Annotated in this window: 23 protein-coding genes and 1 pseudogene; 8 read left to right on the forward strand and 16 right to left on the reverse strand. The window is 65.9% G+C overall.

Annotation, left to right across the window (positions count from 1 at the left end; all coding sequences use genetic code 11):
• Window positions 1-127 precede the first annotated feature (127 nt).
• On the forward strand, window positions 128-484 hold the full coding sequence (locus AC2YHT_RS17600) for a CZB domain-containing protein (RefSeq protein WP_487291061.1): 357 nt from the start codon (window positions 128-130) through the stop codon (window positions 482-484).
• Window positions 485-807: 323 nt separating this feature from the next.
• On the opposite strand, the gene AC2YHT_RS17605 is transcribed toward AC2YHT_RS17600, so the two are convergent.
• The 5 genes from AC2YHT_RS17605 to AC2YHT_RS17625 form a co-directional block, all read right to left on the reverse strand.
• Complete coding sequence (locus AC2YHT_RS17605; protein WP_487291062.1) at window positions 808-1,071, reverse strand: hypothetical protein; 264 nt, start codon at window positions 1,069-1,071, stop codon at window positions 808-810.
• A 10-nt stretch (window positions 1,072-1,081) separates the two neighbouring features.
• The gene (locus AC2YHT_RS17610) at window positions 1,082-1,570 is read right to left on the reverse strand and encodes an Hsp20 family protein (RefSeq protein ID WP_487291063.1); all 489 of its coding nucleotides are present in this window, start codon (window positions 1,568-1,570) and stop codon (window positions 1,082-1,084) included.
• A gap of 372 nt (window positions 1,571-1,942) precedes the next feature.
• Window positions 1,943-2,494, reverse strand: a complete 552-nt coding sequence (locus AC2YHT_RS17615) for a type 1 glutamine amidotransferase domain-containing protein (protein WP_487291064.1) — start codon at window positions 2,492-2,494, stop codon at window positions 1,943-1,945.
• 139 nt (window positions 2,495-2,633) lie between these two features.
• Window positions 2,634-2,954: a plasmid stabilization protein gene (locus AC2YHT_RS17620; RefSeq protein WP_487291065.1), complete on the reverse strand. Its 321-nt coding sequence runs from the start codon at window positions 2,952-2,954 to the stop codon at window positions 2,634-2,636.
• Between the two features lie 70 nt (window positions 2,955-3,024).
• Window positions 3,025-3,591 (reverse strand): hypothetical protein, encoded by a 567-nt coding sequence (locus AC2YHT_RS17625; RefSeq protein ID WP_487291066.1) that lies wholly within the window; start codon window positions 3,589-3,591, stop codon window positions 3,025-3,027.
• Window positions 3,592-4,053: 462 nt separating this feature from the next.
• Between AC2YHT_RS17625 and AC2YHT_RS17630 the strand changes: the two genes are divergently transcribed.
• Both AC2YHT_RS17630 and AC2YHT_RS17635 read left to right on the forward strand, forming a co-directional pair.
• Window positions 4,054-4,347, forward strand: coding sequence for a DUF3175 domain-containing protein (locus AC2YHT_RS17630; protein ID WP_487291067.1), 294 nt, complete (start codon window positions 4,054-4,056; stop codon window positions 4,345-4,347).
• A gap of 195 nt (window positions 4,348-4,542) precedes the next feature.
• Window positions 4,543-5,589 (forward strand): amidohydrolase family protein, encoded by a 1,047-nt coding sequence (locus AC2YHT_RS17635; protein ID WP_487291068.1) that lies wholly within the window; start codon window positions 4,543-4,545, stop codon window positions 5,587-5,589.
• Here AC2YHT_RS17635 and AC2YHT_RS17640 read toward each other — a convergent pair.
• From AC2YHT_RS17640 to AC2YHT_RS17690, 11 genes are all read right to left on the reverse strand, one after another.
• Window positions 5,586-6,089 (reverse strand): flavin reductase family protein, encoded by a 504-nt coding sequence (locus tag AC2YHT_RS17640; RefSeq protein ID WP_487291069.1) that lies wholly within the window; start codon window positions 6,087-6,089, stop codon window positions 5,586-5,588. The two genes, AC2YHT_RS17635 and AC2YHT_RS17640, sit on opposite strands and share 4 nt — an antisense overlap.
• Window positions 6,086-7,300 carry an acyl-CoA dehydrogenase family protein gene (locus AC2YHT_RS17645; RefSeq protein WP_487291070.1) on the reverse strand — a complete coding sequence of 405 codons (1,215 nt, stop codon included), beginning with the start codon at window positions 7,298-7,300 and terminating at the stop codon, window positions 6,086-6,088. The genes AC2YHT_RS17640 and AC2YHT_RS17645 overlap by 4 nt, the downstream gene beginning before the upstream one ends.
• Window positions 7,301-7,326: 26 nt before the next feature.
• Window positions 7,327-8,577: an MFS transporter gene (locus tag AC2YHT_RS17650; protein WP_487291071.1), complete on the reverse strand. Its 1,251-nt coding sequence runs from the start codon at window positions 8,575-8,577 to the stop codon at window positions 7,327-7,329.
• Window positions 8,578-8,620: 43 nt separating this feature from the next.
• Entirely contained in the window at window positions 8,621-9,598 is a 978-nt protein-coding gene (locus tag AC2YHT_RS17655) for a VOC family protein (RefSeq protein WP_487291072.1), read from the reverse strand.
• Between the two features lie 111 nt (window positions 9,599-9,709).
• Window positions 9,710-10,639: a LysR family transcriptional regulator gene (locus AC2YHT_RS17660; RefSeq protein WP_487291073.1), complete on the reverse strand. Its 930-nt coding sequence runs from the start codon at window positions 10,637-10,639 to the stop codon at window positions 9,710-9,712.
• Window positions 10,640-10,666: 27 nt separating this feature from the next.
• Complete coding sequence (locus tag AC2YHT_RS17665; protein WP_487291074.1) at window positions 10,667-12,343, reverse strand: FAD-dependent monooxygenase; 1,677 nt, start codon at window positions 12,341-12,343, stop codon at window positions 10,667-10,669.
• Between the two features lie 2 nt (window positions 12,344-12,345).
• On the reverse strand, window positions 12,346-13,197 hold the full coding sequence (locus tag AC2YHT_RS17670; RefSeq protein WP_487291075.1) for an alpha/beta fold hydrolase: 852 nt from the start codon (window positions 13,195-13,197) through the stop codon (window positions 12,346-12,348).
• Window positions 13,194-14,252, reverse strand: a complete 1,059-nt coding sequence (gene dmpG, locus AC2YHT_RS17675) for a 4-hydroxy-2-oxovalerate aldolase (protein ID WP_487291076.1) — start codon at window positions 14,250-14,252, stop codon at window positions 13,194-13,196. Before dmpG ends, AC2YHT_RS17670 begins: the two co-directional genes overlap by 4 nt.
• Before the next feature lies 1 nt (window position 14,253).
• Window positions 14,254-15,192, reverse strand: coding sequence for an acetaldehyde dehydrogenase (acetylating) (locus AC2YHT_RS17680; protein WP_487291077.1), 939 nt, complete (start codon window positions 15,190-15,192; stop codon window positions 14,254-14,256).
• Window positions 15,189-15,986, reverse strand: a complete 798-nt coding sequence (locus AC2YHT_RS17685; protein WP_487291078.1) for a 2-keto-4-pentenoate hydratase — start codon at window positions 15,984-15,986, stop codon at window positions 15,189-15,191. Before AC2YHT_RS17685 ends, AC2YHT_RS17680 begins: the two co-directional genes overlap by 4 nt.
• A gap of 96 nt (window positions 15,987-16,082) precedes the next feature.
• Window positions 16,083-16,919, reverse strand: coding sequence for an alpha/beta fold hydrolase (locus tag AC2YHT_RS17690; protein ID WP_487291079.1), 837 nt, complete (start codon window positions 16,917-16,919; stop codon window positions 16,083-16,085).
• A gap of 304 nt (window positions 16,920-17,223) precedes the next feature.
• Here AC2YHT_RS17690 and AC2YHT_RS17695 point away from each other — a divergent pair, with 304 nt between their 5' ends.
• The 5 genes and pseudogenes from AC2YHT_RS17695 to AC2YHT_RS17715 all read left to right on the forward strand — a co-directional run bounded on the left by AC2YHT_RS17695 (window position 17,224) and on the right by AC2YHT_RS17715 (window position 24,793).
• Window positions 17,224-19,887, forward strand: a complete 2,664-nt coding sequence (locus tag AC2YHT_RS17695) for a TonB-dependent receptor (RefSeq protein WP_487291177.1) — start codon at window positions 17,224-17,226, stop codon at window positions 19,885-19,887.
• A gap of 77 nt (window positions 19,888-19,964) precedes the next feature.
• A complete protein-coding gene (gene bphC / locus AC2YHT_RS17700; RefSeq protein ID WP_487291080.1) occupies window positions 19,965-20,846 on the forward strand; it encodes a biphenyl-2,3-diol 1,2-dioxygenase in 882 nt (293 codons plus the stop codon).
• A gap of 135 nt (window positions 20,847-20,981) precedes the next feature.
• Window positions 20,982-22,158: pseudogene (locus tag AC2YHT_RS17705) on the forward strand (alpha-hydroxy-acid oxidizing protein).
• Between the two features lie 277 nt (window positions 22,159-22,435).
• A complete protein-coding gene (locus tag AC2YHT_RS17710; RefSeq protein ID WP_487291081.1) occupies window positions 22,436-23,353 on the forward strand; it encodes an SEC-C domain-containing protein in 918 nt (305 codons plus the stop codon).
• A gap of 336 nt (window positions 23,354-23,689) precedes the next feature.
• Window positions 23,690-24,793: an AAA family ATPase gene (locus AC2YHT_RS17715; RefSeq protein ID WP_487291082.1), complete on the forward strand. Its 1,104-nt coding sequence runs from the start codon at window positions 23,690-23,692 to the stop codon at window positions 24,791-24,793.
• The last annotated feature ends 7 nt before the right edge of the window (window positions 24,794-24,800 follow it).

Here is a 24,800-nt window from a genome sequence, read left to right on the forward strand (position 1 = left end):
AAAAGCAGATCGGCCAGACCAAATCGATCACGCGCCTCGCCTCGTGGCGGCCCGCCCGTCCAGGCGGCGAACCAAGAGCGCGGCGCGCGTTGCTGCAAACCTGGACAGCGCCGCTTGGAAGACCACCTTGACCGCCGACGATGACGACCATTGGCCTCAACACCCGGAAGAGGACATCGAAGGCGGAGGCCAGAGCCGCGGCGTGCCCGCCGCCTTGCGATCGGATCGACACTGTCCCCTCGGTTGCTGGATCCACGGCGAGGGCGCCCGGCGTTGGGCCGGCAACCATGCCTTCCTGGGCTTGCTGGAAAGCCATCGCGCCTTCCACCACCAGGCGGGTATGGTCGCCGACCAAATCAATCGCGGGCAATGGTCCGCGGCGCAGAGATCGCTGCGCCATGGGTCGCCCTTCGTCCTGGCGGTTGCGGATTTAGCCGCCGCTTTGAGGCGAATGCGGGCGACGGCTCGATCGGTTGCGGCCTAGCTAAGCGCGCCGCGCCAAGGCCGCTTCGGTCTGCGGCCCGTGAGGTGGAAACAAGAAGCGGCCGGCGCGCGCGCCATCGCGCAGCCGAATCTCCAAGACCACAGGCTCGCCGGCGTCCGCCAGGCGATGGGCCAAGTCACGCGCGGCCTGCTCGGCGCGGGCGCCGGTGGGGAACTGGAGGGGACCGCCGCGAAAGTCGCCGCGAACGATCCAGCCGTCGCCCGACGGCTCGAGAAAGATGAAACAAGGCATGGTCGTTACGCAAAACAGCGTGGGGAATGAAGTGGCGGCCGGCCCTCCGCTGGCCGACCGCCCGCCCCAACTCAAGAGAACATGTCGCGGTCCAGGCGGCGCAGCGCGGACAGGACCTCGCTGAGCGGCACAGGTCCGGGCGTTCCCAAGAGCCATCTCTGACTAGGCCGGTGCTCGACCGCGCTGGCGTCCGACGCCCAGGCCGCCAGGATCTCGCGCTTTTCGGTAAGATCGAGATCCTGATCCTTCAGCACCTCCAAGGGGTGGAGGAAGCCGACCGCCGGTCGAACGGGCCATCGACGCGCCCGGTCGTTTGCATGGATGTGCGTGCGCATGGCCAGCTCCTTACGCGGCCTTGCGGGTCTTGGCCGGCTTGAGCTCCAGCGCCTGCTGGCGCGCGCCAACTCCGATCGCGATCTGCTTGGGCTTCAAGGCCTCAGGCACCTCGCGGACCAGATCGATCGACAAGACGCCATGGGCATGGACGGCGTCCTTGACCACGACATAGTCGGCCAGCTCGAACCGGCGCTCGAACGCGCGGTGGGCCAAGCCCTGGTGAAGGAAGGTTCGCGCGCCCTGGTCTTCGTTCGCCGCCCTTCGGCCCTTGATCACCAGGAGGTTGGGCTGGGCCACGACCTCGAGATCCTTTGGCGCAAAGCCCGCGACCGCCAGCGAAATGCGGTAGGCGGCCTCACCGGTCTTTTCGATGTCGTAAGGGGGATAGCTGGCGCTCGCTTCGGTGCGGAGCGCCGTCTCGACAAGATCGACCATGCGATCCACACCGATCATGGAGCTGTAGAGAGGGCTGAAATCAAAAACGGTGCTCATTTCCATCTCCTCGAAAGCAAGTTGGACATGAGGGGCGCCAAGCCACGCGCTATGCGCCCCAGGGCCAGGCCCTGTCGGCGCCCGGCAAGCACGCGATGAATTAGGACACGGCCGAAAAGCGTCAAGACGCTCGCATCAGAAATTTTTCGATCCCTGAACCAAAGCGTTGTCCAGCCGGCCTGAACCCGAGGCTGAACCTCGCCACGCTGCATCGCCCGTTGGAGGTTGGGTCAACGATCATCCCGAGCAATAATAACGGCGACCAAACACGCCCTGTTGGGAGAGCTGCGGCTTGTCGCCCCGGTCCCCAAACACGAAAGCTGAGGCCGCGCAATCAGCGCGGCCTCCCATCTCGTAATGGTCGCCCGAGCCATGCGCCTAATGGCGACCTTCGGCGAACTCCTCGACCATCTTGGCGCAAAACGCCGGCAGATCGTCGGGCTTGCGCGAGGTGACGAGCCCATCGTCCACCACCACGTCTTGGTCGATCCAGTTGGCGCCGGCGTTCTTCAGGTCGGCTTCCAGCGACGGCCACGAGGTCATCTCCTTGCCCTCGACGGCGCCGGCGTTGATCAGCGTCCAGGGCCCGTGACAGATCGCGGCGATCGGCTTCTTCGTCGTCACGAAGTGCTTGATGAAGTCGATAGCCTTGGGCTCCAGCCGCAGGGCGTCGGGGTTCATCACCCCGCCCGGCAGGACGATGGAGTCGTAGTCCTCGGGCTTGGCGGCCGACAGTTCGCGATCGACAGGCACGGTGCGGCCCTTGTCGTGGTGCTCCCAGCCCTGGATCTGCCCGCCCTTGGGCGAGACGACCTCGACCTGCGCGCCGGCGGCCTTCAGGGCCTCGACCGGCTTTTCCAGTTCCGACTGCTCGAAGCCGTCGGTAGCGAGCACGGCGACCTTGCGGCCGGCCAGGGTTTGATCGGGCATGGGGAGCTCCTTGATGGGCGTCTGGGGATCAAGTCTTCAGAAATCCGGTCCGGCGAGCGTCGGTTCCGCTCGGCGCCGGCAGCGGTAAAGCCAAGAGCCGCTTCCGGCCTTTTGGCGCGGCTCGAGGCGCTAAACGCCCTTAGGGATGGGCGTGATGCTCGGCGTTGCGCTTGCGTGTCGCGGCCGCTTTCTTGGCTGAGGCCGAGCGGTCGGCGGCGCCACGGTGGGCCGAGGCTTCGCCACCCGCCTTGCCGCCCTTATGCGCCGCCGGATGACCCGTGGACTTGCCGCGTCCGGAGCCGCCCTCCTTCTTGCCGCCGCCGTCGTCCTTGTTGACCGTGGCCCAGGCCCGGCGCTCGGCTTCCTTCTCCGAAACGCCCTTGGCCTCATAGCCCTCGGCGATGTGGTCGGCCTTGCGTTCCTGCTTGTCGGTGTACTTGGATTTGTCGCCTCGAGGCATTTGGCGTCTCCTTTGAGAGGGGTTCAAACCCACAAAATTCCCGCCGCTTCACCCCGTTCCCACAGCAAAGTCAGTGGTTTAGCTGCAGTTCGGATGTCGCATTTCCGACAGAGGAACAGGCCGCGGACATCCATCGTTTGCCTCTCGCCACGTCCATCGGCGCGGCCAACATCAAGATGGGAAGCAGACGACCATGAGCGACAACCGCGACAATCAAGGCCTGCAGCAACAGCCCAATGACGCCCAGCGCCGGCAGGCCGGGCAGCAGAACCAGCAGGGCGAAACGCGCCAGCCCCAGCAGCAAGACCAGAACCCCCAGCAGGCCCAGCCGGGTCAGCAAAACCAACAGGCCGATCGTGAGCGTCGCCCCAATGAAGGCGTCGAAGGCACGGGCCAGGATGGTCTGAATGACGGCGGTGTCACCGGCGGTAACGGCGACATCCGTCCGGACCGCAGCGACGCCGGCGGCGCTGAACGCTAAACTTTCGGAGGGCCGCTCTCGAGCGGCCCTCTTTCCATCCACGATCTTGATTGTATGGCCGTGCGTAGCGAGCCTGCGCCTCGATGCGGCGAAATCGGAGGCGACAATGACCTGCGTTTTCGAGATCTCCCCGTTTGAAGGGGGCTGGTCGGTCAAGCTCTGCGACACCGGTGAAGTTCTGTTTTTCGAAACGGGCGGACAGGCCGAGCGAGAAGCCAGGCGGCTGGCCGCAAAGCATCCCGGCGGCGCGCGCGTGCGGGTTTTGGATCTAAGGCGCCAATTGGCGGGTGAGTGGACGCCGAAAGGCGACGCGATCTTGCCAGTCGGGTCGCACGCCCAGGCCTAACACCACGCCTTTGCTGAGGCGCAGGCCCTGGAACGGAGACAAATCATGTCTGATCAGAACGCCGAAGGCCGAAAGGCCAACGGGGCGGAGGCCCCGGGCGAATTCACGGCGCTGGGCGGGAGGAAAGCGGTCCAGCGAACGGGCAAGCGGTCACAAGCCAAGGCTGGGCCGGATGGCGGCGCCTCCGCGGACGTAGGCGACACCTTCAAGTCCGGTCCTAAACAAAGGTGAGCGGATGAAGAGCCATTGGCAAACACAGAAGGGAATTGGTCATGCCCAAGGTCGCTGACGACCATAAATGGTCGGCCAAGCTCACCGAGGCGAGTGACGCGCTCGACCTGAAGGCCCACCTTTTCGAGCAGGACGATCCGGCCGAAATCGCCGCCTCCCTCAAGCGTTCGGCCGAGCATAGCCACCGGCGCAAGGGCACGCCGTTCCAGTCGGCGATGTCGATGCTCACCTTCTACATCAACCGTGCGGGCGACAACCTGTCGGCCGAGCGCAAACAGGTGCTCAACGCCGCCAAGGATGAACTGCGCCAGCAGTTTGGCCGCAAGCCGGCTTAGCGACACGTTCGGCGCCCCTGCGCCAGGAGCCGACCTTGGATCGATCCGGGATCCAGACATTGGCCAGAGGTGAACACTCCCCTCGACGCACCTGGTCCCATGACGCATCGGCCAGCTCGATGACACCCCCAGGGTTTTGATTTTCCCCCGAGGCGGAGGGCGCGGCACAACATTGTCTTCGTCAGGAGACTTGTCATGACCGCCTCCCCCCGTCGCATCGACGTCCATCACCATGTCGTCCCGCCCGCCTTCAGCCAGGCGATGGAACGCCATGGGCTGTCGAAGGTGGCTGGCGCGCCCCTGCCCGCCTGGACACCGCAGGGCTCGATCGGGGTGATGGATCTCTACGGGATCGAGGCGGCGATCACCTCCCTGTCGGCGCCTGGGGTCTATTTCGGCGACCTGGGCGAGGCCTGCGACCTGGCCAGAGCGTGCAACGAGTATTCGGCGCACCTAGTCCAGGATCATCCGGGACGGTTCGGCTTCTTCGCCGTCCTGCCCATGCCCTTCACCGAGCAGGCCTGCGCCGAGGCCATCTATGCCCTGGACGTCCTCAAGGCCGACGGCGTGGTGCTCCTGGGCAGCACCGAGGGCGTCTTCCTGGGCGACCCCAAGCTCGACGAGCTGATGGCGGAACTGGACCGACGCGGCGCCATCGTCTTCGAGCATCCCAACATGCACGCCACCAGCACTCAGCTGGACCTGTCGATCCCAGGCTATTTCGTGGAGTTTCTCTGCGACACGACCCGCGCGGCGACCAACCTGATCTTCAGTGGAACGGTCGAGCGCTATCCCAACATCCGCTGGATCCTATCGCACGCCGGCGGATTTTTGCCCTACATCGCCTGGCGTCTGTCCCTGGCTAACGACCAGCCGCAGTTCGCGCGCCACATCCCAAAGGGCGTGCTGCACTATGTCCGTAGCTTCTACTACGACACCGCCCTTTCCCCTTCTCCGTGGGCCATGTCCGCGCTGAAGGCTTTGGTCGAGCCCTCTCAGATCCTGTTCGGTAGCGACTATCCGTTCGCGCCTGCCCCAGCGGTCGGGATGGAGGTCAAGACCCTGGAAGGCCCTGACGTCTTTGACGCGGCCACGGTGGCCAAGGTCAATCGCGACAACGCCCTGGCGCTCTTTCCGCGACTGGGAGACGCCCAGCCTTCGGCTGAACCGGTGAAGACCAAGATCCGGCGGGCCGTCACCGGACCAATTGTCGACCTCGCCGACCGGCTCCGTGATCGCTAGCCCCCCAGCGGGGCGTGGAGACCGAACGTTTGACTCAGATAGGTCAGTGGTGGCTGGTCGGTATGTTCGGTCGCCACGACCTCAGCGGCGATGACCCGATGGGTGGCGATGTCCATCACCTGGGTCACCCGGCAATCGAGATTGACGCTCGCCTGGTCCAGCCAAAGGCCGCAGCCGCCGCGCACCCAGGCCCCGATCCCGAAGCGCTCCTCCATGGCCATCGGCGGTCGCCCGGAGAACGCCATGGCCGTGGATAGGTTGGTCTCGGAGACGACGGCCAAGGAAAAGGCCCCGCCCCGCGCCACCGCTTCCGCGAGGGACGCGCTCGCCAACAGGCTGATCAGCAGACTGGGCGGATTGGCGCTCAACGACATCACCGCGCTGACGGTACGTCCGTAGCGCGCCTCGGGGGCCTGAACGGTCACCACCGAGACAGCGCCGGGCATGCGGGCCATCGCCTGGCGAAACCCCTCGGTGTCGACGGGCGGCAGCGCGCTCACAGGGCGAAGTCTGTGGTCTGCGACCCCATCAGAACCCCGCCAGCGTTGATCGCACCCTTGTCGGCGTTGAGATAGGCGTGGTTGGAGGCGGCGTGGACGTCGCGGAAGAACCGCTGCATCGGGTTCTCCTCGCGGATGCCGCGCCCACCAGTGGCCTTGAACAGCAGCTCGATGGCCTGCATCGCGGTCTTGGCGATGTGCTGGGCGTTCCACTTGTTCTGGACGCGCAACTCGATCGGTAAGGCCGTCCCAGCCGCCACGTGGCCGTCCATCTCGGCGAAGGAGGCCTCCAGGCTGGCGTGGGCGCCGCGGATCAGGGCTTCGGCCTCGGCCAGGCGCTGGCGCACGAACGGATCCTCCAGCGCCTTGGCGCCGTCATAGGCCCCTAAGCGTTCGCGCATCTGCTCGCGGAAGGCCTCCAAGGCGCCGTCGGCCATGCCGAGGGTCACGACCGACAGGCAGTAGGCGAAGACCACGCCGAACGGGTAGCGATAGCTTTGCGAGGTGAAGGTCTGGAGACCGACGTCCTGCATCATGAAGGAGTCGAGGAACTTGTGAGAGCGGTGCCCGGGGACAAAGGCGCCGTCCACGACGATATCCTTGCTGCCCGTGCCCTTCAGGCCCATCACGTGCCAGGTGTCGTCGATCACATAGTCCGAGCGCGGGATCAGGAAGACGCGCATATCGGACATGAAGGCGTCCGGCTCCTTGGGAGCGACGCCGCCAAGGAACACCCATTGACAGTGGTCGCTGCCGCTAGACCAGGGCCAGCGGCCGCTGACCCTGAAACCGCCCTCGGCCTTCTCGATCTTGCCGAACGGCGCATAGGACGAGGAGATCCGGGTGTTGACGTCCTGCCCCCAGACGTCCTCGGCGGCCTGGGGCGCGTAGAGCGCCAGTTCCCAGTTGTGGACGGAAACCAGGTTCATGCACCAAGCGCTCGACGGGCATCCCTTGGCCAGGGTCATCGCGACGCGGAAGGCCGCCATCGGATGCATCTCGTAGCCGCCGTAGGCCGCCGGTTGCAGCATCTTGTAGAAGCCGGCGGTCTCGAAGTCGGCCACGGTTTGCGGAAGCACTGAGCGGTTGGCTTCGCAGGCCGCCGCGCGTTCGCGCAGGATCGGGACCAAGGCCTCGGCGCGGGCAAGCATCTCCTCAGGCGTCGGCAGCTCGGTGAGCGGTTGGGAGACGGTCGAGCTCTGGGCGGTCATCGGATTCTCCGAAAGACGTAGGACGATCAGGAATGGACTGGATCAGCGTGCCTGGCCGGTTCGGTGGGTCCGGTTTCGCCCAGCGACAGCAGCGCCAAAGCGCCGACCAGCGAGGCGGCGGCCAGGCCGACCAGGCCCGCGCCGTATGCGCCCTGGGCATCGAAGACGCGGCCGAGGATCGCGGGGCCCAGCGCGATACCGATGGTGAAGAGCAATAGCTGGTAGCCGTAGATCTCGCTGAAGTGGGCCAAGCCGAAGTTACGCGACACCAAGAGCGCCACCAGGTCGATCTCCGCGCCCATGGCGACGCCGACGCAGACGGCGCAAGCGACCAGGACAGGCACGCCGCCCAAACCGCTGGCCAGGACGAGCAGCGCCAGGGTGACCGGCACGAACAGCCAGAAGGCCACCTTGGAGGCGGCGTAGCGATCGACGAACCAACCGGCGATCAGTCTGCCCAGGAGCATGGTGACGCCGAAGAGGCCGGCGATCGTCGCCGCCAGGCCCGGCGAGAAAGCGCGGTCGGTGATCAGCGCCGGCAGGTGGACGACCGCGCCGTTGACGGCTGCGGCGTTGGTGAAGAAGCCGAAGGCCATCACCCAGAACAGGCGACTCTTGAGGGCGGCGCGCACGCTGAGGCCTTCCAGAGCGGGGGCGTTGGCGATGGCTTTGGACGCGCCGGCCGGCGTCTTCAGGACCAGCAGGATCACCGGATAGGCGATGACGAGCAACGCTGCGCCCAAAGCCGCGTGGGCCACGCGCCAGCCCTCGGTCTCGATCAGGGCCTGGCTGATCCGTGGGCTGAGGGCCGCGCCGACCCCGACCCCGCTGAGCGCCACGCCCAGGGCGATGCCCCGGCGACGATTGAACCAGCCGACGATGATGCGCGCGTAGGGCATGGAGGATTGGACCGGCGCCGCCAGGCCGCCAAGCACAGCGAAGGCCATGTAGGTCAGTGGCGATCGGGCAAATGCCGCGGTCAGGAAGAAGCCCAGCGCCATCAGCGGCACGCCGACCAGCAGGGTGAAGCGCGCGCCCTTGCGGTCGACGATGCGGCCGATGAAGGGCGCGGCGAAGGCGGCCGTCAGCCCGCTCATCGCCGAAGCAGTCGAAAAGCCGCCGCGCGTCCAGCCAAGGTCGGCCACGATCGGCTTCATGAAGACGCCAGCGGTGTAGAGCGACAGCGCTGGTGAGCTGACGACCAGGCAAACGGCCACGGCGATAGCCATGCGCCAGGCCTGGGGGGAATCCTGGGCGATGGGGGCAGTTGGATCCATGTTGTCCCTCCCGGGGCGCTTTTCTTGTTTTGGAGACGGTGGGTCAGCCGCCGGGGCGGATGATCGAGCCGACCACGCGGCCGAGCGCGGCGGCGATCTCGCCCATCGAGGGCTTGAACTCGGGCTCGTGTCCCCACTGGCTGATGCCGCGGTAGGTGGTCGGCTCCCAGGCCGCCTCGTCGATCAGCACGGGGTTCCAGCCCAGCTCCATCTCGAAGCCAGACGGCGTGACCACGTAGAACGAGATGTTCTTGTCGTTGGGGTGCTGGCCCACGCTCATCGCGATGCGAAAGCCCAGGTCCTTGCAACGGCGATAGGCCTCGCTGACGTCGTCCAGGCTGGCGGCCTCGATCATCAGGTGCTGGACGCGCTTGCCGATCGGGTCGACCCGCTTGCCCTTGGTGGCGGCCACGGCCACCGAGTGGTGGCGCGGGTTCATGTGCAGGAAGGTGAACTCCATCTCGATGCCCGAGAGGCGATCGGTGATGTTGTCGGACAGACGCGCGTCAAACAGGGTCTCCAACTGCGCGATCACCGCCTCCGGGCGCTGTGTGATGATGGCCACGTGCCCCAGGCCAAGCTCGCCGGCCACGAAGCCCGAGCCCTTGATGCGCAGCGGCTGGTTGCTCTGGCGCGGCCCGGTGAACAGCTCCATCCGCAGGCGCTTGGGGCCGTCGAAGGCGAAGTATTCGTTGACGCCCCGCGCCAGGGCTTCGCCCCTGTCACCAGCCGCATGGCTCACGCCGTGGGCGGTCAACCGCTCGCGCATGGCGGCCAGGTCAGCTTCGTCCTCGAACTCCCAGCCCAGGGCCACAACGTCCTCGGCCCTGCCGGGCCGGACCAGGATCCGCACCTGGCGGTCGTCCAGGCGAAACACCAGAGCGCCGTCTTCCAGGGTGTCGACGTGCATGCCCAGGGCTTCGGCGCCGAAGACGCGCCAGCGGTCCAGGCGGTTGGACTCGACCACCACATAGCCGATGCGGGTGTCGATGCGGCCGTCAGTCTGAGGGGTCTTGGGCATGGCCTCACCTTGGTCCGTCGTCGCGACTTGACCCAGAGGCTGAAGGAGACCGGGCTCGCGGATAATTCGATAGTTCAGGGCGAGGTATCAGGCCGGTCGATAGGTGGCCGATTAGGGATGGATCTGACGCAGCAGGCCGCGGAACCAGGCGTGGGCCGGGTCGCGCTCCATTGAGCGTCCCCAGAAGGCGCAGACGTTCACCGGAGACATCTCGAACGGAGGGGGATGGATCTCGATGTCGAGCACGCGGGCGAAACGCTCGGCGATCCGTCGTTGGACCAAGGCCAGGCAATCGGTGCTGGCCACGATCGCCGGCAGCGCGGTGAATTGTTGGACGATGACGCGATTGCGTTGTTCCACGCCGCCCTCGCGCATGCCCAAAATCTGGTGGGTGGTCTCGATCTTGGGCGACATTTGGAACATGGCGTGGCGGCTGGTCTCGTAGATCTCGCGCGTCAGTGGCCCCTCGAAAGCGCGGTGCTCGCGCGAGGAGATCACGACCATCTCGTCGTCGAAGAGATGCATGGAACTGCCGTCATAGACCCCTTCGGCCGTGTCGGATGGGACCATGACGATGTCGATCGTGCCTCGCACAACCTCGGCGGTGACATTGCCTGGAACGTCGATGAAGTGGACCGAGGCGTTGGGAGCCTCCTGCGCCATCAGGCGGGTCAGGGGCGGCGCAACCAACAGCGAGACATAGTCGGCCGTTGCGACGATGAACCGCCGCGTCTCCTCCATGGGGTCGAACTGCGGCGGGCGCAGCAGGGTCTCGACCTCCAGATAGGCCCGCTCGGTCTGTTCGATGAGCTCGGCGCCACGCTCGGTCAGCTCTAGACGCCGACCGACCATGACGAGGAGATCGTCCCCAAAGGTTTCGCGCAGGCGCGAAAGCGCGGCGCTGACCGCCGACTGGGAAAGGCCGACCAGTTCGGCGGTCCGGCTGACGCTGCGGGTACGCAAGAGCTCCCGCAGGATCGGCAGCAAATTGAGGTTATGACGCCGCAGCAGCATTGACCGAATCCTCGCCTCAAGCGCCAACGAGGCGAGTCATCTTCGCGTGCGCCCTCAAGCCGGGGAAGCGGCAAGTTGCGCCGCGCCCTGCCCCCGAAGGCGCTGAACCAGGGCTTGGGAGTCCTTGGGCGCCGCGTCGCCACGCCAGGCCACCTGCTGGTCCTGGCGCACGATCAGGAGCTTGGTCTTGAACGCGCGATGCAGGTCAGGACGCGGCGCGTCGAGGACCTTCAGAGGCAGGCCTGCATCGGCGGCGGCGCTGACGAGCGGCTCGACATCAACGGACGGATCAAAGCGCAGAAGCGTGTAGTCCAGGTCCAACTCGTCATAGATCGAGCGCGCCCCAAGCCAGAAGTGGGGCATGCGGCAGCCCGGCACGGTCGAGGGGGTGATCTCCCCCATCGTGTAGGACGGCGGCGCCTCGCCGTCGTAGGCGATGATCGGCGAGTGGTCGTAGAAGTAGCCGAAGTTCAGGCCCTCAGGCGCGAACTGCGGGACGTTGATGTCGTAGAGCTTCTTACCGAGAACAGCCCGCAGGCCCATGCCGATCGGCCCCTTGGCCGAAAGGGCCGACGGCACGGAGCCGTTCCCCATGGCTTCCACGTTCTCCATCACCTTGCGCATGGCGAACTTGGAGACCTGTTCGGTGATCGGGTGGCGCTCGGCCTCGTAAGCGTCCAGCATCGAAGGCGCGGCCCAGCCGTTGGTGACGGCGGCCAGCAGCCAGGCCAGGTTCACGCCGTCGGCGATCCCGGCGTTCATGCCGTAGCCGGCGAAAGGAACCCACAGGTGGGCGGCGTCTCCGGCGATGAAGACCCGCCCGTCGCGGAAGCGTTCGGCGACCAGGCGGCGGCCGATCCAGTCCTCGTGATTGAGCACCTCCCAGGTGAACTCCGGTCCCACGCCCAGCACGTCGCGGATCGACTGGTCGAAGTCGAGCGCCTCGTAGTCGCTGACGCCGGCAGGCATCGAGCGGTGGATGAGCCAGGTCTCCTCGCCATCGATGGCCACGACATTGCCGCGGACCTTGTCGTTGACCACCCAGCTCATCCAGGCCGGGCGGCGCTTGCCGAACAGCGCCTTGAGACCCGGCGCGCGGACCAGGGTGCTGCGGGTGCGACCCAGCTCGGCGTCGCCGACCAGCTTCACGCCCATCGCCTTGCGGATTAGGCTACGGCCGCCATCGCAGCCGACCAGGTAGCGGGTGCGGATGGTAAAGGCCTCGCCATCGGGCTGGCGGCGACAGTGGACGGTGACCCCGTCCTCGTCCTGCTCGTAACGCTCGACGGCGGTCTCGTTGAGCACGGTGATTTCAGGCGTGCGCTTGACCCGCTCGAACAGGATCGGCTCCAGGAAGAGCTGGCTGACCCGCACCATCGGCTCGGGCGTGCGCCAGGCGCTGTCGAGGAAACCAGGCTTTTCGCGTTCGTTGCGCGCCGGCATGGTCAGGCGCGTCAGCTCCGGACCGCTGATGCTGGTGCAGTAGATGGTGTCGGTCGGGTAGTCGTCGGGCAGGCCGGCGGCGCGGACCGCGTCGGCAACACCGAACTGGCGAAAGATCTCCATCGTCCGGGCCGCAACCGTGTTGCACTTGGCGCTGGGCGGCGCACCGGCGGCCCGCGGTTCGACGATGAGCACGTCGACCCCGCGCAGGGCCAGAGCGATGGCCGTCGACATCCCGACGGGACCCGCGCCGGCGACGACGATCGAAGAGGTGTGAGACGGCGTCATGATCATCGATCCTTGAAGGCGCGCTGGCCCAGGAAGGCCAGGGTGATGGCGTTGAACTCCTCGGCGCGCTCCCACTGGACCCAGTGGCCCGTGCGGCTGAAGAGATGAAGGTCGGCGTTGGGCAGCCGGCGCAGGAGTGAGCGGCCGCCACTGGCGCGATTGACGCGGTCCTCGATCCCCCAGAGGATGAGGACAGAATTGGCGACCGCGGCCAGGCGCGGGTCGCGCGTGAAGTCAATATCGCGGAGCTTGAACCCCTTGGGCCGCAGGAGCGGCGGGCTGGCCACGGTCTGCGGGTCAATACTGGCCTGGTAGCGCTCGTTGAGCAGGGCGTCGGGAACCAGCGCCGGCTCGTAGACCAGATCGTCGATGAAGGCGCGCAGCTTCTCCAGACTCGGGCCATCGCCCTTGTAGTAGTTGAGAAGCTTCTGCAGGCCCTTGGTCGGCAGGCTGCGGGTGGAATCCACCCCGCCTGGCCCCATCAGCACCAGCGCCCCGACCCGGTCGGGCCGATCGATGGCCATGCGCAGACCGCAGGCTCCGCCCAGGGAATTGCCGATGACGTGCGCGCGCGGGATCTTCAGCACGTCCATCAACCCAAACATCGCACCGGCCAGATCCCCGAACGGATCGGAGCGGCTGACGCCCTTGGTGGAAGCGCCATAGCCGGGCATGTCGGGGATCAGCAGGCGGAAGGACTTGGCCAGCGCCTCGATGTTGCGGGAATAGTTCGACAGCCCCGTCGCGCCGGGGCCGCCGCCGTGCAGCATCAGGATCGGCGGTCCCGCCCCGATCTGGTTGACGCGGATGGTCCGCTGGCCGACGACGACATCGGTGGCGACGGGGCGGATCATGCCATCCCTCCTTGGTTCGCGGCTTTTTGGCGAGCGGCGGCCAGGTCGAGGGCCACGTCGACGATCATGTCTTCCTGGCCGCCGACCATGCGGCGCTTGCCCAGTTCCAAGAGGATGGTGCGCACGTCCAGGCCGTGGTCGGCGGCGGCCTTCTCGGCATGCCGCAGGAACGACGAGTAGACGCCGGCATAGCCCAGACTCAGGGTCTCGCGATCGACGCGAACCGGACGGTCCTGCAGCGGGCGCACCAGGTCCTCGGCCGCGTCCATCAGCTTGAAGAGGTCGCAGCCGTGGTTCCAGCCGTAGACTTCGGCGGCGGCGATGAAGACCTCCAGCGGGGCGTTGCCGGCCCCTGCCCCCATGCCCGCAAGCGAGGCGTCGACGCGGATCGCGCCGTTCTGGACGGCGGCGATCGAATTGGCCACGCCCAGGGACAGGTTGTGGTGGGCGTGGATCCCGCGCTCGGTCTCGGGCTTGAGAACTCGGTCATAGGCCTGGGCGCGGGCGGCCACGTCGTCCATGGTCATCGCCCCGCCGCTGTCGGTGATGTAGACGCAGTGGGCGCCATAGCTTTCCATCAGCAGCGCCTGCTGGGCCAGCGCCTCGGGCGGGCTCATGTGGCTCATCATCAAGAAGCCCGACACGTCCATGCCCAGGCTCCGGGCGTACTCGATGTGCTGCTTGGAGACGTCGGCCTCTGTGCAGTGGGTGGCCACCCGCACCGAACGCACGCCCAACGCGTAGGCGCGCTTGAGGTCATGCACGGTGCCGATGCCCGGCAGCAGCAGGGTCGTCAGTTTGGCGTGGGAAATCACCTCGGCCACCGCCTCGATCCAGGCCCAGTCGGTGCAGGCGCCAAAACCGTAGTTGAACGACGAGCCCGACAGGCCATCGCCGTGCGCGACCTCGATGGCGTCGACCTTGGCCTCATCCAGGGCCTTGGCGATGGCCCGCACCTGGTCGAGATCGTACCTGTGGCGGATCGCGTGCATGCCATCGCGCAGGGTGACGTCCTGGACATATAGCTTCGGGTTGGGGAGCTTCTTGTCGGTCATCTCAGGCGACTTTCTGAGCGCGGTGCGCGACGATGGCTTCGGCCGTCTTCAGCGCCGCCGACGTCATGATGTCGAGATTGCCGGCATAGGCCGGCAGGTAGTGGGCCGCCCCTTCCACCTCGAGGAAGATGGTCACCTTCAGGCCGGTGAAGCTGCGCTCCATTTCCGGGATGAACAGCGGCGCGTTGTCGCCCAGGCGCTCGAACTGAACCTTCTGCTTGAGGCGATAGCCGGGCACGTAGGTTTGGACCTCCGCGACCATGGCCTCAACCGAGGCCTCGATGGCGGCGGTGTCGGCGTCGTCGCAGAGGCAGTAGACCGTATCGCGCATGATCAGCGGCGGCTCGGCCGGGTTCAGCACGATGATCGCCTTGCCGCGTGTGGCGCCGCCGACCGTTTCGATGGCCCGCGACGTGGTCTCGGTGAACTCGTCAATGTTGGCGCGCGTGCCGGGCCCTGCCGACTTGCTGGCGATCGAGGCGATGATCTCACCGTAGTGGACCTTGGAGACGCGCCCGACAGCCGCGACCATCGGGATCGTCGCCTGGCCGCCACAGGTGACCATGTTGACGTTGGTCGCCGCCAGATTGGCCGAACCATTGATCGGCGGCACCGTGTACGGACCGATCGCGGCAGGGGTGAGATCGATCACCTGCTTGCCGTGGGCCTGCAGCACCGCGTCATGGTGCTTGTGAGCCCCGGCGCTGGTGGCGTCGAAGACGATGGCGATTTCAGGAAAGTTCGGCATGGCCACGAGGCCGTCGATGCCGCCCGCAGTAATCGGCACACCCAGGCGCTCGGCGCGCCTGAGCCCGTCCGACTCCGGATCGATGCCGACGAAGGCGCCCATATCCAGCGTCTTGGACAGGCGCATCACCTTGATCATCAGGTCGGTGCCGATATTGCCCGAGCCGATGATGGCCACCTTGGTCTTGCTCATGCCGCCCTCGCGGTGATGACCAGCGGCGAGAAGCCGTCGATCTCGATGGTGTGAAGGCCGGGCTCCAGCGGGATCATCTTTCCCAGGGCGCCAGCCAGGATGATGTCGCCGGCCCGTAGTGGCGCGCCGAGCCAGACGGCGGTGTCGGCCAGCCAGGCCAGGGCGATGATCGGGTCGCCGAGACTGGCTGCGCCACTACCGCTGGCGGCCAGCTCGCCGTCCTTGAGCAGACGCATGGTCGGCGAGCGAAGATCGCGACCCGATACGAACGGCTCGACGTGGCCCAGCACGAAGGCGCCGCTGGAAGCGTTGTCGGCGACGGTGTCGACGATATCGATGTCCCAGCCAGCGATGGCGCTGTCGACGATCTCGGCCGAAGCGGCCACGCCCTGGATGGACGCTTCGAGATCCTCGCGGCTCAGGTCCGGCTGGAGGATGTCGCGCCCCAGGACGAAGGCGATCTCGGCCTCGATACGCGGCGAGATCAGGTCCTTCAGCGACAGGTCGACCTCATCGCCGTGGTGGGCCATGAAATCGAACAGCACTCCGAAATCGGGCTGGTCGACACCCAGCTGCGCTTGGACAGCGCTCGAGGTCAGGCCGATCTTGCGGCCGACGATCCGCGCGCCAGCGGCTTGGTGACGGCCGACGTTACGCTGCTGGATGGCGTAGGCGGCTTCGATGTCCTTGGCCGGCAGCCTGTGACGGACCGGTTCGATAGCGCGAGCGTTCGCCCGCGCCTCGAATAGCGTGTCGGCGACCGCCTCGATCGTAGAGGCCAGCTCGATCGTCATGTACCCTCCCCGGGATGCTCGGGCTCTTGAATGGCCTCACCCTGGACCTTTGGAAAATCGATAGTTTGTAACCCAGGCATCAGCTGGATCGATGGATCAGCGCGACAGGAATTCGGCGACCAGGGCGTTGAACGCCTCGGCTTTTTCCCACTGCACCCAGTGGCCACAGCCGGTGAAAAGGTGCATCTCCGCGCCAGGGATCGACTTCAGGAACACGAAGCCGCCATCGACCGGGTTCACCCGATCGTCCATGCCCCAGAGGATCAGGGTCGGCGCCTTGAGCCCCGGCAGCCGCGGATCACGCCACAGCACCGGCGCCATGGCCGCTTCCGGGGCGAGGCGCAACGGCGGGGCCGCCAGGATGTCGGCCGCGGCGCTAGTGGCCAGACGTTCGCGGATGGTCTCGTCGGTAATCTCGCCCGGACTGAAGACCAGCTGTTGGATGAAGGCTTTCAGCTTGGCCTCGGTGGGCCCTTCACCGTGGTAGTAGGTCAGCAGCTGCATCAGGGCGTTGGTCGGCGTGGGCGTGAACAGAGCCTGGCCGCCACCCGGCCCCATCAGCACCAGGCGATCGGCGCGCTCGGGATGGTCGAGAGCCAGGCGTAGCGCCGCAGCGCCACCCAGCGAATTGCCGACAAGGTGAGCCTTGGGCAGGTCGATGGCGTCCATGAAGGCCGCCAGCCCGTCGGCGATATCGCCGAACGGATCGGCCATGTTCAGACCTTTGGTCGACTGGCCATAACCCGGCAGGTCGGGGATGTAGACGGTGTAGCGTTTGCCGAGCGCCTCGACGTTGCGGCTGTAGTTGCTCAGGCCCGCAGCGCCCGGGCCGCCCCCGTGCAGCAACATCACGGCCGGGCCCTCACCGGTGACGTGGTAGTGGATCTTGCGCGCGCCGGCGTCGGCGAAGTGGCTGGGCAGGGTCGTGCTCATGATCTTCCCGGTCCTCCTGGATTTTTCTCCAGACGCCGGGGTCGCGGCCCATCCCGCAAATCGATTTCACACAGCCAGCCTTCGGTCCGGTCGATAGGTGAACACGGCCGAACGGCGATCCATCAGCCGGGTCGATGGGTGCATATGGATTATCGACTGATCCCCTCCGCCTCTCCCGACGCAGCATGAGGTCAGCGGCGCACCGACGCCGCGCTCATCAATCCGGCCAGAGAGCCGGCCACGTCGCCTTCTGGCGCGATGGCTAGAGGGGGAAACGATGTCACAAGGCCTATCCTTGCGCTTGATGCTGGCTGCCGGTGTCTGCGCCGCCGCCTTCGCGACCCATGCCGAAGCCCGGCAGCCGAGCGCTAATCCCAGCACCGTCATTGAAGAGGTGGTGGTCACCGCTCAGAAGCGTGAAGAGTCGCTGCAGAACGTGCCGATCGCGGTCTCGGCGTTCAGCCAAGGCGCGCTGGAGCGCCAGAAGATCGACGGCGGCTCCAACCTGCAGCTGGCCATTCCGAACGTCACGTTCTCCAAGTCCAACACCATCGGCTACAACTTCCAGATCCGCGGCATTGGCTCCAAGCTGAACGCGGCCTCCGGCGACACGGCCACCGGCATCCACCTCAACAACGCTCCGCTCACGGCCAACAGCCTGTTCGAAGCGGAGTTCTATGACGTCGAGCGGGTGGAAGTGCTGCGCGGCCCGCAGGGCACGCTCTATGGCCGTAACGCCACTGGCGGCGTGGTCAACATCATCACCGCCAAGCCCACTCACGACTTCCAGGCGATGGTGCGAGGCGAGATCGGCGACTACAACGCCCGCAAGGCCCGGGCGATGATCAACCTCCCGCTGGGCGAGATGTTTGCCCTGCGCGTGGCCGGCTCCTATCTGAAGCGCGACGGCTTCGGGACCAACCTGACCACCGGCTCCGACGTCGACAATCGCGACCTCTATTCGGTGCGCGGAACCCTGGCATTCGATCCGAACGACAAGTTCGGCGCGACCTTGATGTGGGAGCACTTCAAGGAAAACGACCGCCGCTCGCGGATCGGCAAGATGTACTGCACCAAGGACGAGGGCCCCACCAATGTCGGGGGCGTGGCGGTGTCGTCCAACGCGGCCTTGGCCGGTATCGAGCGCGGACTTTTGAGCCAGGGCTGCTCGGCCACCTCGATCTATGCGGACAAGGCGCTGGGCACGCCCAACTACCTGGCCTCGCTGGAAGGTATCACGGCGCTGGCCGCCGGCCTGATCGCCAGCGATCCCTATGCGGGCAAGATGCAGACGCCGAACGTGCGTGACATCGAGTCTCGCTTCGATCCGAGGTACCGCGCCAAGAACGACGTGGCCGAGCTGAACCTGCACTATCAGCTCAGCGACGACCTGAAATTCACGTCCCTGACGTCCTACAGCACCTATGACGTCTACTCGTCGGAGGACTACACGCGAGCCCAACCGACTGGCGTGTTCAACACCACGGCGCTGTCTCCAGGCGGGGTGTTCAACGACCCGCAGATCGGCGCCTACAACCGTTTGGCCACCTACGACATCTCCAGCGGCAACTTCAAACAATGGACTCAGGAGCTGCGGCTGCAGTCGTCCTTCTCGGGCCCCTTCAACTTCAATGTCGGCGGCATCTACGTCGACTACAAAACCGACACCGCCTACCAGGTCATCTCCAACGGCATCACCGCCCTGGCGGCGGCCCGCAACGGCGGCGCAGCCTGTCCGGCCACCTCAACGACCTGCATCTATATCGACCCCAACACCCAGCCCGACGGCACGGGCCACAACTACTTTTTGTCGCGCCAGCCCTATCACCTGAAGGCCAGCGCCGTGTTCGGCGAGGCCTATTACCAGGCCACCCAGGACCTCAAATTCACCCTGGGCCTGCGTTGGACCCACGACAGCAAGACGGTCGACAACATCCCATCCGAGACCTTGATCGCTGGCAGCGGCTATCCCATTGGGACGCCCGCCCAGCAAAAGGCAGACTTCAAGGAAGTCACCGGCCGGCTGGGCTTCGACTACAAGGCGCACCTGGACTTCACGGACGACACCCTGCTCTACGCCTTCTATTCCAAGGGCTATAAGGGCGGCGGCGTGAACCCGCCTTCGGCGGTCGGCTTCGCCGGAACCAAGGCCACGTTCGCGCCGGAGTTCGTCAACGCGTTCGAGCTGGGGACCAAGAACACCCTGCTCGGCGGCTCGCTGCAGCTGAACGCCACGGCCTTCTATTACGACTACAAGAACTATCAGGTGGCCAAGGTCGCCAACCGCCAGTCGGTGGTCGAGAACGTCGACGCCGAGGTCAAGGGCGCGGAACTGGAGTTCGTCTGGAAGCCGCGTAGGCCGCTGCGCTTGAACGGTACGGTCGGTTTGCTCGACACCAAGATCAAGACCGGCAGCTCGATCGACACCTTCAACCGCACGGCCGGCAACACAGCCTATGCCGTGGCCAAGGCGTCCAACGGTCAGACCTGCGTGGCGCCGACCGCGCTGATCGCCAGCTATCTCGCGGCGATCAATTCCGGCGCCCAGCCGGTCACCGCCCTGCTGACGATCTGCAACAACGCCGCGGCCAGCGAAGGCTTCGCGACGCAGCTGGAGGGCAAGGAGCTGCCCAACGCCCCGCGCATGACCACCTCGCTCGGCGCGCAGTACGACTGGGTCCTGCCCAACGACTGGTCGATGTCATTGCGCGGCGACTACTACCGCCAGAGCCGCACGTTCGCGCGGGTCTACAACACCGAGGCCGACCGTCTGAAAGGCTGGGAGAACGTCAACCTCTCCGTGGTCGTGGCCAATAAGCCCAAGGGCCTGACGATCGAGGCCTACGTCAAGAACGCCACGAACGAGACGGCCGTCACCGACCTCTATCTGTCGGACTCGGCGCTGTTCCGGAACGGGTTCTTCACCGACCCGCGCACCTACGGCGTCAGCATCACCAAGCAGTTCTAGGCCCTACCTCGAAGGGGCGGCGGGCGTGATCCCGCCGCCTGCTTTTTGAGTATCATGATCAGAGAAGGGAAGCGCCGATGAGCGTCGCGAACTTAGGCTATGTGGGGTTCGAGGTGTCCGACCTCGAAGCCTGGCGCACGTACGGTAGCGACATCCTCGGAATGATGGCCGTCGACGGGCCGGCGGGCGATCTGCGCTTCCGCCTCGATGACCTGGCCTGGCGCATCGCGATCAGCCAGGGCGACAAGGACGACATCGTCCTTGCTGGTTTCGAGGTCGCCGACGCCGCGCACCTGGACGCCGTAGCCGCGCGTCTGGAAGCCCAGAGTGTCACCGTCGAGCGGGGCGGCGCGGAGCGACTGGCCGAGCGCCAGGTCACGGGACTGATCAGTTGTGTCGATCCCGAGGGGCTGGCCGTGGAAGTCTACTATGGGCCGACGCTGCGTACCGAGCGGCCGTTCGCCTCGACCGTCGGGGTCAGCGGGTTCGTCACCGGCGGCCAGGGTCTGGGCCACATCGTCCTGACCGCCCAGGACATCGCCGCGGCGCGCGCCTTCTACTGCGAGGTCCTGGGCTTTGCCCTGTCCGACATCATCCGCATGTCCCTGACGCCGGACATGGCCATCGACCTGGAGTTCTTCCACTGTAATCCGCGCCACCACACCCTGGCGCTCGTGCCCCTGCCCTTCCCCGCACCCAAGCGCATGCATCATTTCATGATCCAAGCCCGGACGCTTGACGAGGTCGGGTTCGCGCTCGATCGCGTCGAACGGGCCAAGGCGCCCCTAGTCCAGACGCTGGGCCGGCACACCAATGACCAGATGGTGTCGTTCTATGCGCGCACGCCATCGGGGTTCGAGGTCGAGTTCGGGTGGGGCGCAGTTGAAGTTGACGAAGCTGCCTGGCGCGTCGCCCGTCACGACAAGATGAGCAGTTGGGGTCACAAGCGCGTCGGCTGAGGCGCCCACGCGCCGATCTCACAGCATGACCAACCACGCCAAACATTTGTTTGAGATGGGCTGACGTCCACAGATAACGCGCTAAGGTGCCCGACGAGCCGCGCCGCAGAGCGGGCCGAGCAAGGGAGCACGGGCGTGCCGCATTTTGGCGACTTACCAGAACGAGATCTATGGCCTGGGCTTGCGCGGCGTGAAGCCGAAGCTCCCCGTCGATTGCCCGACCCTAGAAGCTCGCGCGGCCGCAGCCCTCTCGCCCGACGTTCTCAGCTACGTGCAGGACGGCTGCGGCGATGAGTTCACCCAACGCCGCAACAGCGAGGCCTTCCACGACTGGGGGCTGACGCCGCGGATGCTGGTCGACACCACCCGTCGCGACCTATCGATAGATCTCTTCGGGTTGAAGCTGCCGACACCGATCTTCATGAGCCCCATCGGCGTAATCGGCATGTGCGCCCAGGACGGTCACAGCGACCTCGCCGCCGCCCGAGCGTCGCGGATGACGGGGGTGCCGGTCATGGCGTCGACCCTAGCCAACGATCCCCTCGAAGCCGTCGCCGCCGAGCTTGGCGACACGCCCGGCTTCTTCCAGCTCTACACACCGCGTGACCGGGATCTTGCGCTCAGCCTGATCAGCCGCGCCGAAGCCGCCGGCTACAAGGCCCTGGTCGTCACCCTCGACACCTGGGTGACCGGATGGCGCCCCAGGGACCTCAACGACGCCAACTTTCCTCAGCTGCGGGGCCACGTGCTGCAGAACTACTTCTGCGACCCGCGCTGCCAGGCGATGCTGCAAAAGCCTGTCGCCGAGGACCTGCCCGCCGCCATCGGGACCTGGGCGTCCACCTTCGGCAAGACCTTGACCTGGGACGATCTTACCTGGCTGCGCGAAGCCACCCGCCTGCCGATCGTCTTGAAGGGCATCTGCCACGCCGATGACGCCCGCCACGCAGTCGACCTTGGGATCGACGCGATCTTCTGCTCCAATCATGGCGGCCGGCAGGCGAATGGTGGTCTCGCCGCCATCGACATGCTGCCCAATGTGGTCGCCGCCAGCGGCGACGCGCCGGTCCTCTTCGACTCCGGCGTTCGCTCCGGTTCCGACGTCGCCAACGCCCTGGCGATGGGCGCCGCCGCCGTCGGCATCGGCCGCCCCTATGCCTATGGCTTGGCCCTCGGCGGCGCTGAAGGCGTCGCCCACGTCCTCAAGTGCATTCTGGCCGAGTTGGACCTGCTGATGGCGGTCGACGGCCTTCCGACAATCGCGGATCTGCGCGCAGGCGGGGTCAAACCGACACGCGCCGCCCTGCGATAGACCTCCCATCTCGCAAACGACGATGTCGCGAGTCTCTTTCCCTAGCTCCGTCGACCGCCCTGCCCCGCTCCGCCCTGTCGGAACGTGGGTCCGAATGACCGGCTAGCTCGCGCCAATTGCTGCCGTTGACGCACCTCCATGAAGGCGACGTTCGGTGGAGGCTGCCTAGCACTTTGACCGCTAAAGATGATGAGCGGGACCGTATGTCCTGCCGGTCGCCGGTCGAGCGCCTATCTATGGGCGGACGGAGACGAGGTTCCGAATTCGAGTGACGCCCATGCCCGCCTACAAGCCTGACGACCCGTGTGGCTGCAACAGTGGCCGGCTCTATCGTGATTGCCATGGCCTGATCTTTGGCCCGCCGCCGCTGAAAGGGGTGGTGGTCGGCCAAACCATGTACGCTGAGGACTGGGCGGTAAACGCGGCGCACTATCAAGCGCAAGGCCTCTACCAAACCTTGGCTGCGGAGCTTGCGGCCGCAACCGAAGTCCGCCGCGTTCTGGACGTTGGGTGTGGGCTCGGTCAGGGGCTTCATGCCTTGGCGGACGCCGTCGGCGGCCCAGACCGACTGATCATCGGCATCGACGAAAACCCCAGTTGCCTGGCTGCGGCAGCAGAGTGGCTTCAATTGCCGGTCGAAGCTGTCGCGTCGCCGCGCCTTAAGCTCAAGAAGCTGCTGAAGGATCGGATCGGGTCGGAACCGTCGGCGTCTCCGCTGACTGTCAGCGGCAAGATCGTCCTAATCCAATCAGACATGATGCTACCTGATGCGGCCCTTCAGGCCTGGCTCGACCAGGTCGGCCCCCTCGACGCGGTCACGATGTGGTTCTCTGGCGTCCACAAGGGCCGGGTGCTGACCAAGGTGGCCCACGACATTGGCGCGAAAAGCGACTTGGATCTCCGCGAGGCCCTGGAGGATCGAGTGCTCGAGCTTGCCGCCAAGCGGTTGCGGCCGGGCGGCTTCCTTCAGATCGTCCAGCGTGGGGCGGGCGATATGGAGGACGAGCGCCTGAGGTGGGCCGAAATCGTCGCCAGCATTGCGGCCGATCATGGATTCGACGTCGTCGGCGTCAGCGGCTTTCACTACGAAGAACCCCCAGCCGGCGCGGGAATGACCCTCAGCGCGAAGCACTTCGACTCCTCCGGGCTGCGGCGCTTCGCGCTCTCCACCCTGTTGCACCGCAAGGAGGCCTGATGGTTGGCGCGATGCATGCCGACTTTGGCTTGCCCCCCCGAGCTGCTCGACTTCACCTTAGGTGACGTGTCGGTCTCAACTCCTTCCATTCTGCTCGGCCGACCCGAAGGTGGCGCCAAAAACAGACTTTAAGCCCACCTACAGGAATCGGTCATTCAGCGCCCAACTCGAAAAAGCCGGCCCCGCCCATTTAACCTCCGAAACGCCGAGTTGAGCGCTGCGACTATCAAGGCCTACGACCGTTCTCGACGTTAACTCAAATTATAGCGTGGATCAGGCGCCCGCCAGGTTGGCCAGGTTCGCTAGCACACACTTTGCCAATCATCCCGATGATCCTTGGCCAAGCCAATTGGCGAGAATCGAGCGAGCATCGGCGACGGCGACTTGCTGGCGCATGGGCAAGATCGGCGTCGACGACTATGGTTGGCACGAAGGAGACGAAGACAAGCCATGGCACGCGGCGAGCTGATGAAGAAACTGCTGGCGAGCTACGGTCGGGACGAGGAGTTCCGGGCCGTTGCCGAGCAGATCATCGGCGAAGAGGAAAAGAAGAATAACCTGGCCCTCGCCCGCACCTTGCGGCGAACCCTTGAGGCTGCGCCCTCGCGCCCGCCCAAGCCCAAGGGTTTGGCGCCGCTGATCCCGTTCCCCGAAGCCGCCGGCGACTTCATCGAACTGATCGAGCCGAGCCACACCAAGCAGGATATCATCCTCAGCGCCGAGAACACCGCCGTGTTCGTCGGCCTGATGAAGGAATTTCGCAAAGCCGACGAGATCCGCCGGCGGGGCCTTAGCGTGCGCTCCAAGCTGTTGTTCTGCGGCCCACCCGGGTGCGGCAAAACCTTGTGCGCCGAGATCTTCGCCGCCGAGCTGGGCCTACCGCTCTACGTCGTCAAACTCGACCGGCTCATCTCGTCCTATCTGGGTGAGACCGCCGCCAATGTGCGCAAGCTTTTCGAGTTCGCCCGCAAGCAGGCGTGCGTGCTTTTCTTCGACGAGTTCGACGCCCTGGCTCGTGCGCGCGACGAGGCTGGCGAGCACAACGAGCTGCGGCGCGTGGTCAACAGCCTGCTGATCTTCATCGACCGCATCCAGCCCAAGGGCTTCCTAGTCGCCGCGACCAATCTCGACGCCTCGCTCGATCCGGCCATCTGGCGACGATTTGACGAGGTCGTCTGGTTCGACAAGCCGGACCAGCACATGGTCGAGCGGTTCCTGCGCGAGAAATTCAAGAACGTGAGCACCAGCTTCGATCCGGTGTCGCACGCCGCGGGCCTGGTCGGTTACGCCTATGCCGAAATCGACCGCATCTGCGTGCAGGCGATCAAGGCGGCCGTGATCGATGGCCGTAAACGGGTCGAAGACAGGGATTTCCGCCAAGCCCTCAGCGACGGCTTGCGCCGCCAGAAGGGTGACCGCCGCCTGACGAAGTCGAGCTGATCGCCAC

Source organism: Caulobacter sp. SRI_008 (assembly GCF_057586355.1).

What these genes read in the sequence shown, in the direction of transcription:
- AC2YHT_RS17605 (WP_487291062.1), bottom strand. Translation starts at nt 1,071, where the DNA reads ATGCGCACGCACATCCATGCAAACGACCGGGCGCGTCGATGGCCCGTT.
- AC2YHT_RS17610 (WP_487291063.1), bottom strand. Translation starts at nt 1,570, where the DNA reads ATGGAAATGAGCACCGTTTTTGATTTCAGCCCTCTCTACAGCTCCATG.
- AC2YHT_RS17615 (WP_487291064.1), bottom strand. Translation starts at nt 2,494, where the DNA reads ATGCCCGATCAAACCCTGGCCGGCCGCAAGGTCGCCGTGCTCGCTACC.
- AC2YHT_RS17620 (WP_487291065.1), bottom strand. Translation starts at nt 2,954, where the DNA reads ATGCCTCGAGGCGACAAATCCAAGTACACCGACAAGCAGGAACGCAAG.
- AC2YHT_RS17630 (WP_487291067.1), top strand. Translation starts at nt 4,054, where the DNA reads ATGCCCAAGGTCGCTGACGACCATAAATGGTCGGCCAAGCTCACCGAG.
- AC2YHT_RS17635 (WP_487291068.1), top strand. Translation starts at nt 4,543, where the DNA reads ATGACCGCCTCCCCCCGTCGCATCGACGTCCATCACCATGTCGTCCCG.
- AC2YHT_RS17645 (WP_487291070.1), bottom strand. Translation starts at nt 7,300, where the DNA reads ATGACCGCCCAGAGCTCGACCGTCTCCCAACCGCTCACCGAGCTGCCG.
- AC2YHT_RS17650 (WP_487291071.1), bottom strand. Translation starts at nt 8,577, where the DNA reads ATGGATCCAACTGCCCCCATCGCCCAGGATTCCCCCCAGGCCTGGCGC.
- AC2YHT_RS17655 (WP_487291072.1), bottom strand. Translation starts at nt 9,598, where the DNA reads ATGCCCAAGACCCCTCAGACTGACGGCCGCATCGACACCCGCATCGGC.
- AC2YHT_RS17665 (WP_487291074.1), bottom strand. Translation starts at nt 12,343, where the DNA reads ATGACGCCGTCTCACACCTCTTCGATCGTCGTCGCCGGCGCGGGTCCC.
- AC2YHT_RS17670 (WP_487291075.1), bottom strand. Translation starts at nt 13,197, where the DNA reads ATGATCCGCCCCGTCGCCACCGATGTCGTCGTCGGCCAGCGGACCATC.
- dmpG (WP_487291076.1), bottom strand. Translation starts at nt 14,252, where the DNA reads ATGACCGACAAGAAGCTCCCCAACCCGAAGCTATATGTCCAGGACGTC.
- AC2YHT_RS17680 (WP_487291077.1), bottom strand. Translation starts at nt 15,192, where the DNA reads ATGAGCAAGACCAAGGTGGCCATCATCGGCTCGGGCAATATCGGCACC.
- AC2YHT_RS17685 (WP_487291078.1), bottom strand. Translation starts at nt 15,986, where the DNA reads ATGACGATCGAGCTGGCCTCTACGATCGAGGCGGTCGCCGACACGCTA.
- AC2YHT_RS17690 (WP_487291079.1), bottom strand. Translation starts at nt 16,919, where the DNA reads ATGAGCACGACCCTGCCCAGCCACTTCGCCGACGCCGGCGCGCGCAAG.
- AC2YHT_RS17695 (WP_487291177.1), top strand. Translation starts at nt 17,224, where the DNA reads ATGCTGGCTGCCGGTGTCTGCGCCGCCGCCTTCGCGACCCATGCCGAA.
- bphC (WP_487291080.1), top strand. Translation starts at nt 19,965, where the DNA reads ATGAGCGTCGCGAACTTAGGCTATGTGGGGTTCGAGGTGTCCGACCTC.
- AC2YHT_RS17710 (WP_487291081.1), top strand. Translation starts at nt 22,436, where the DNA reads ATGCCCGCCTACAAGCCTGACGACCCGTGTGGCTGCAACAGTGGCCGG.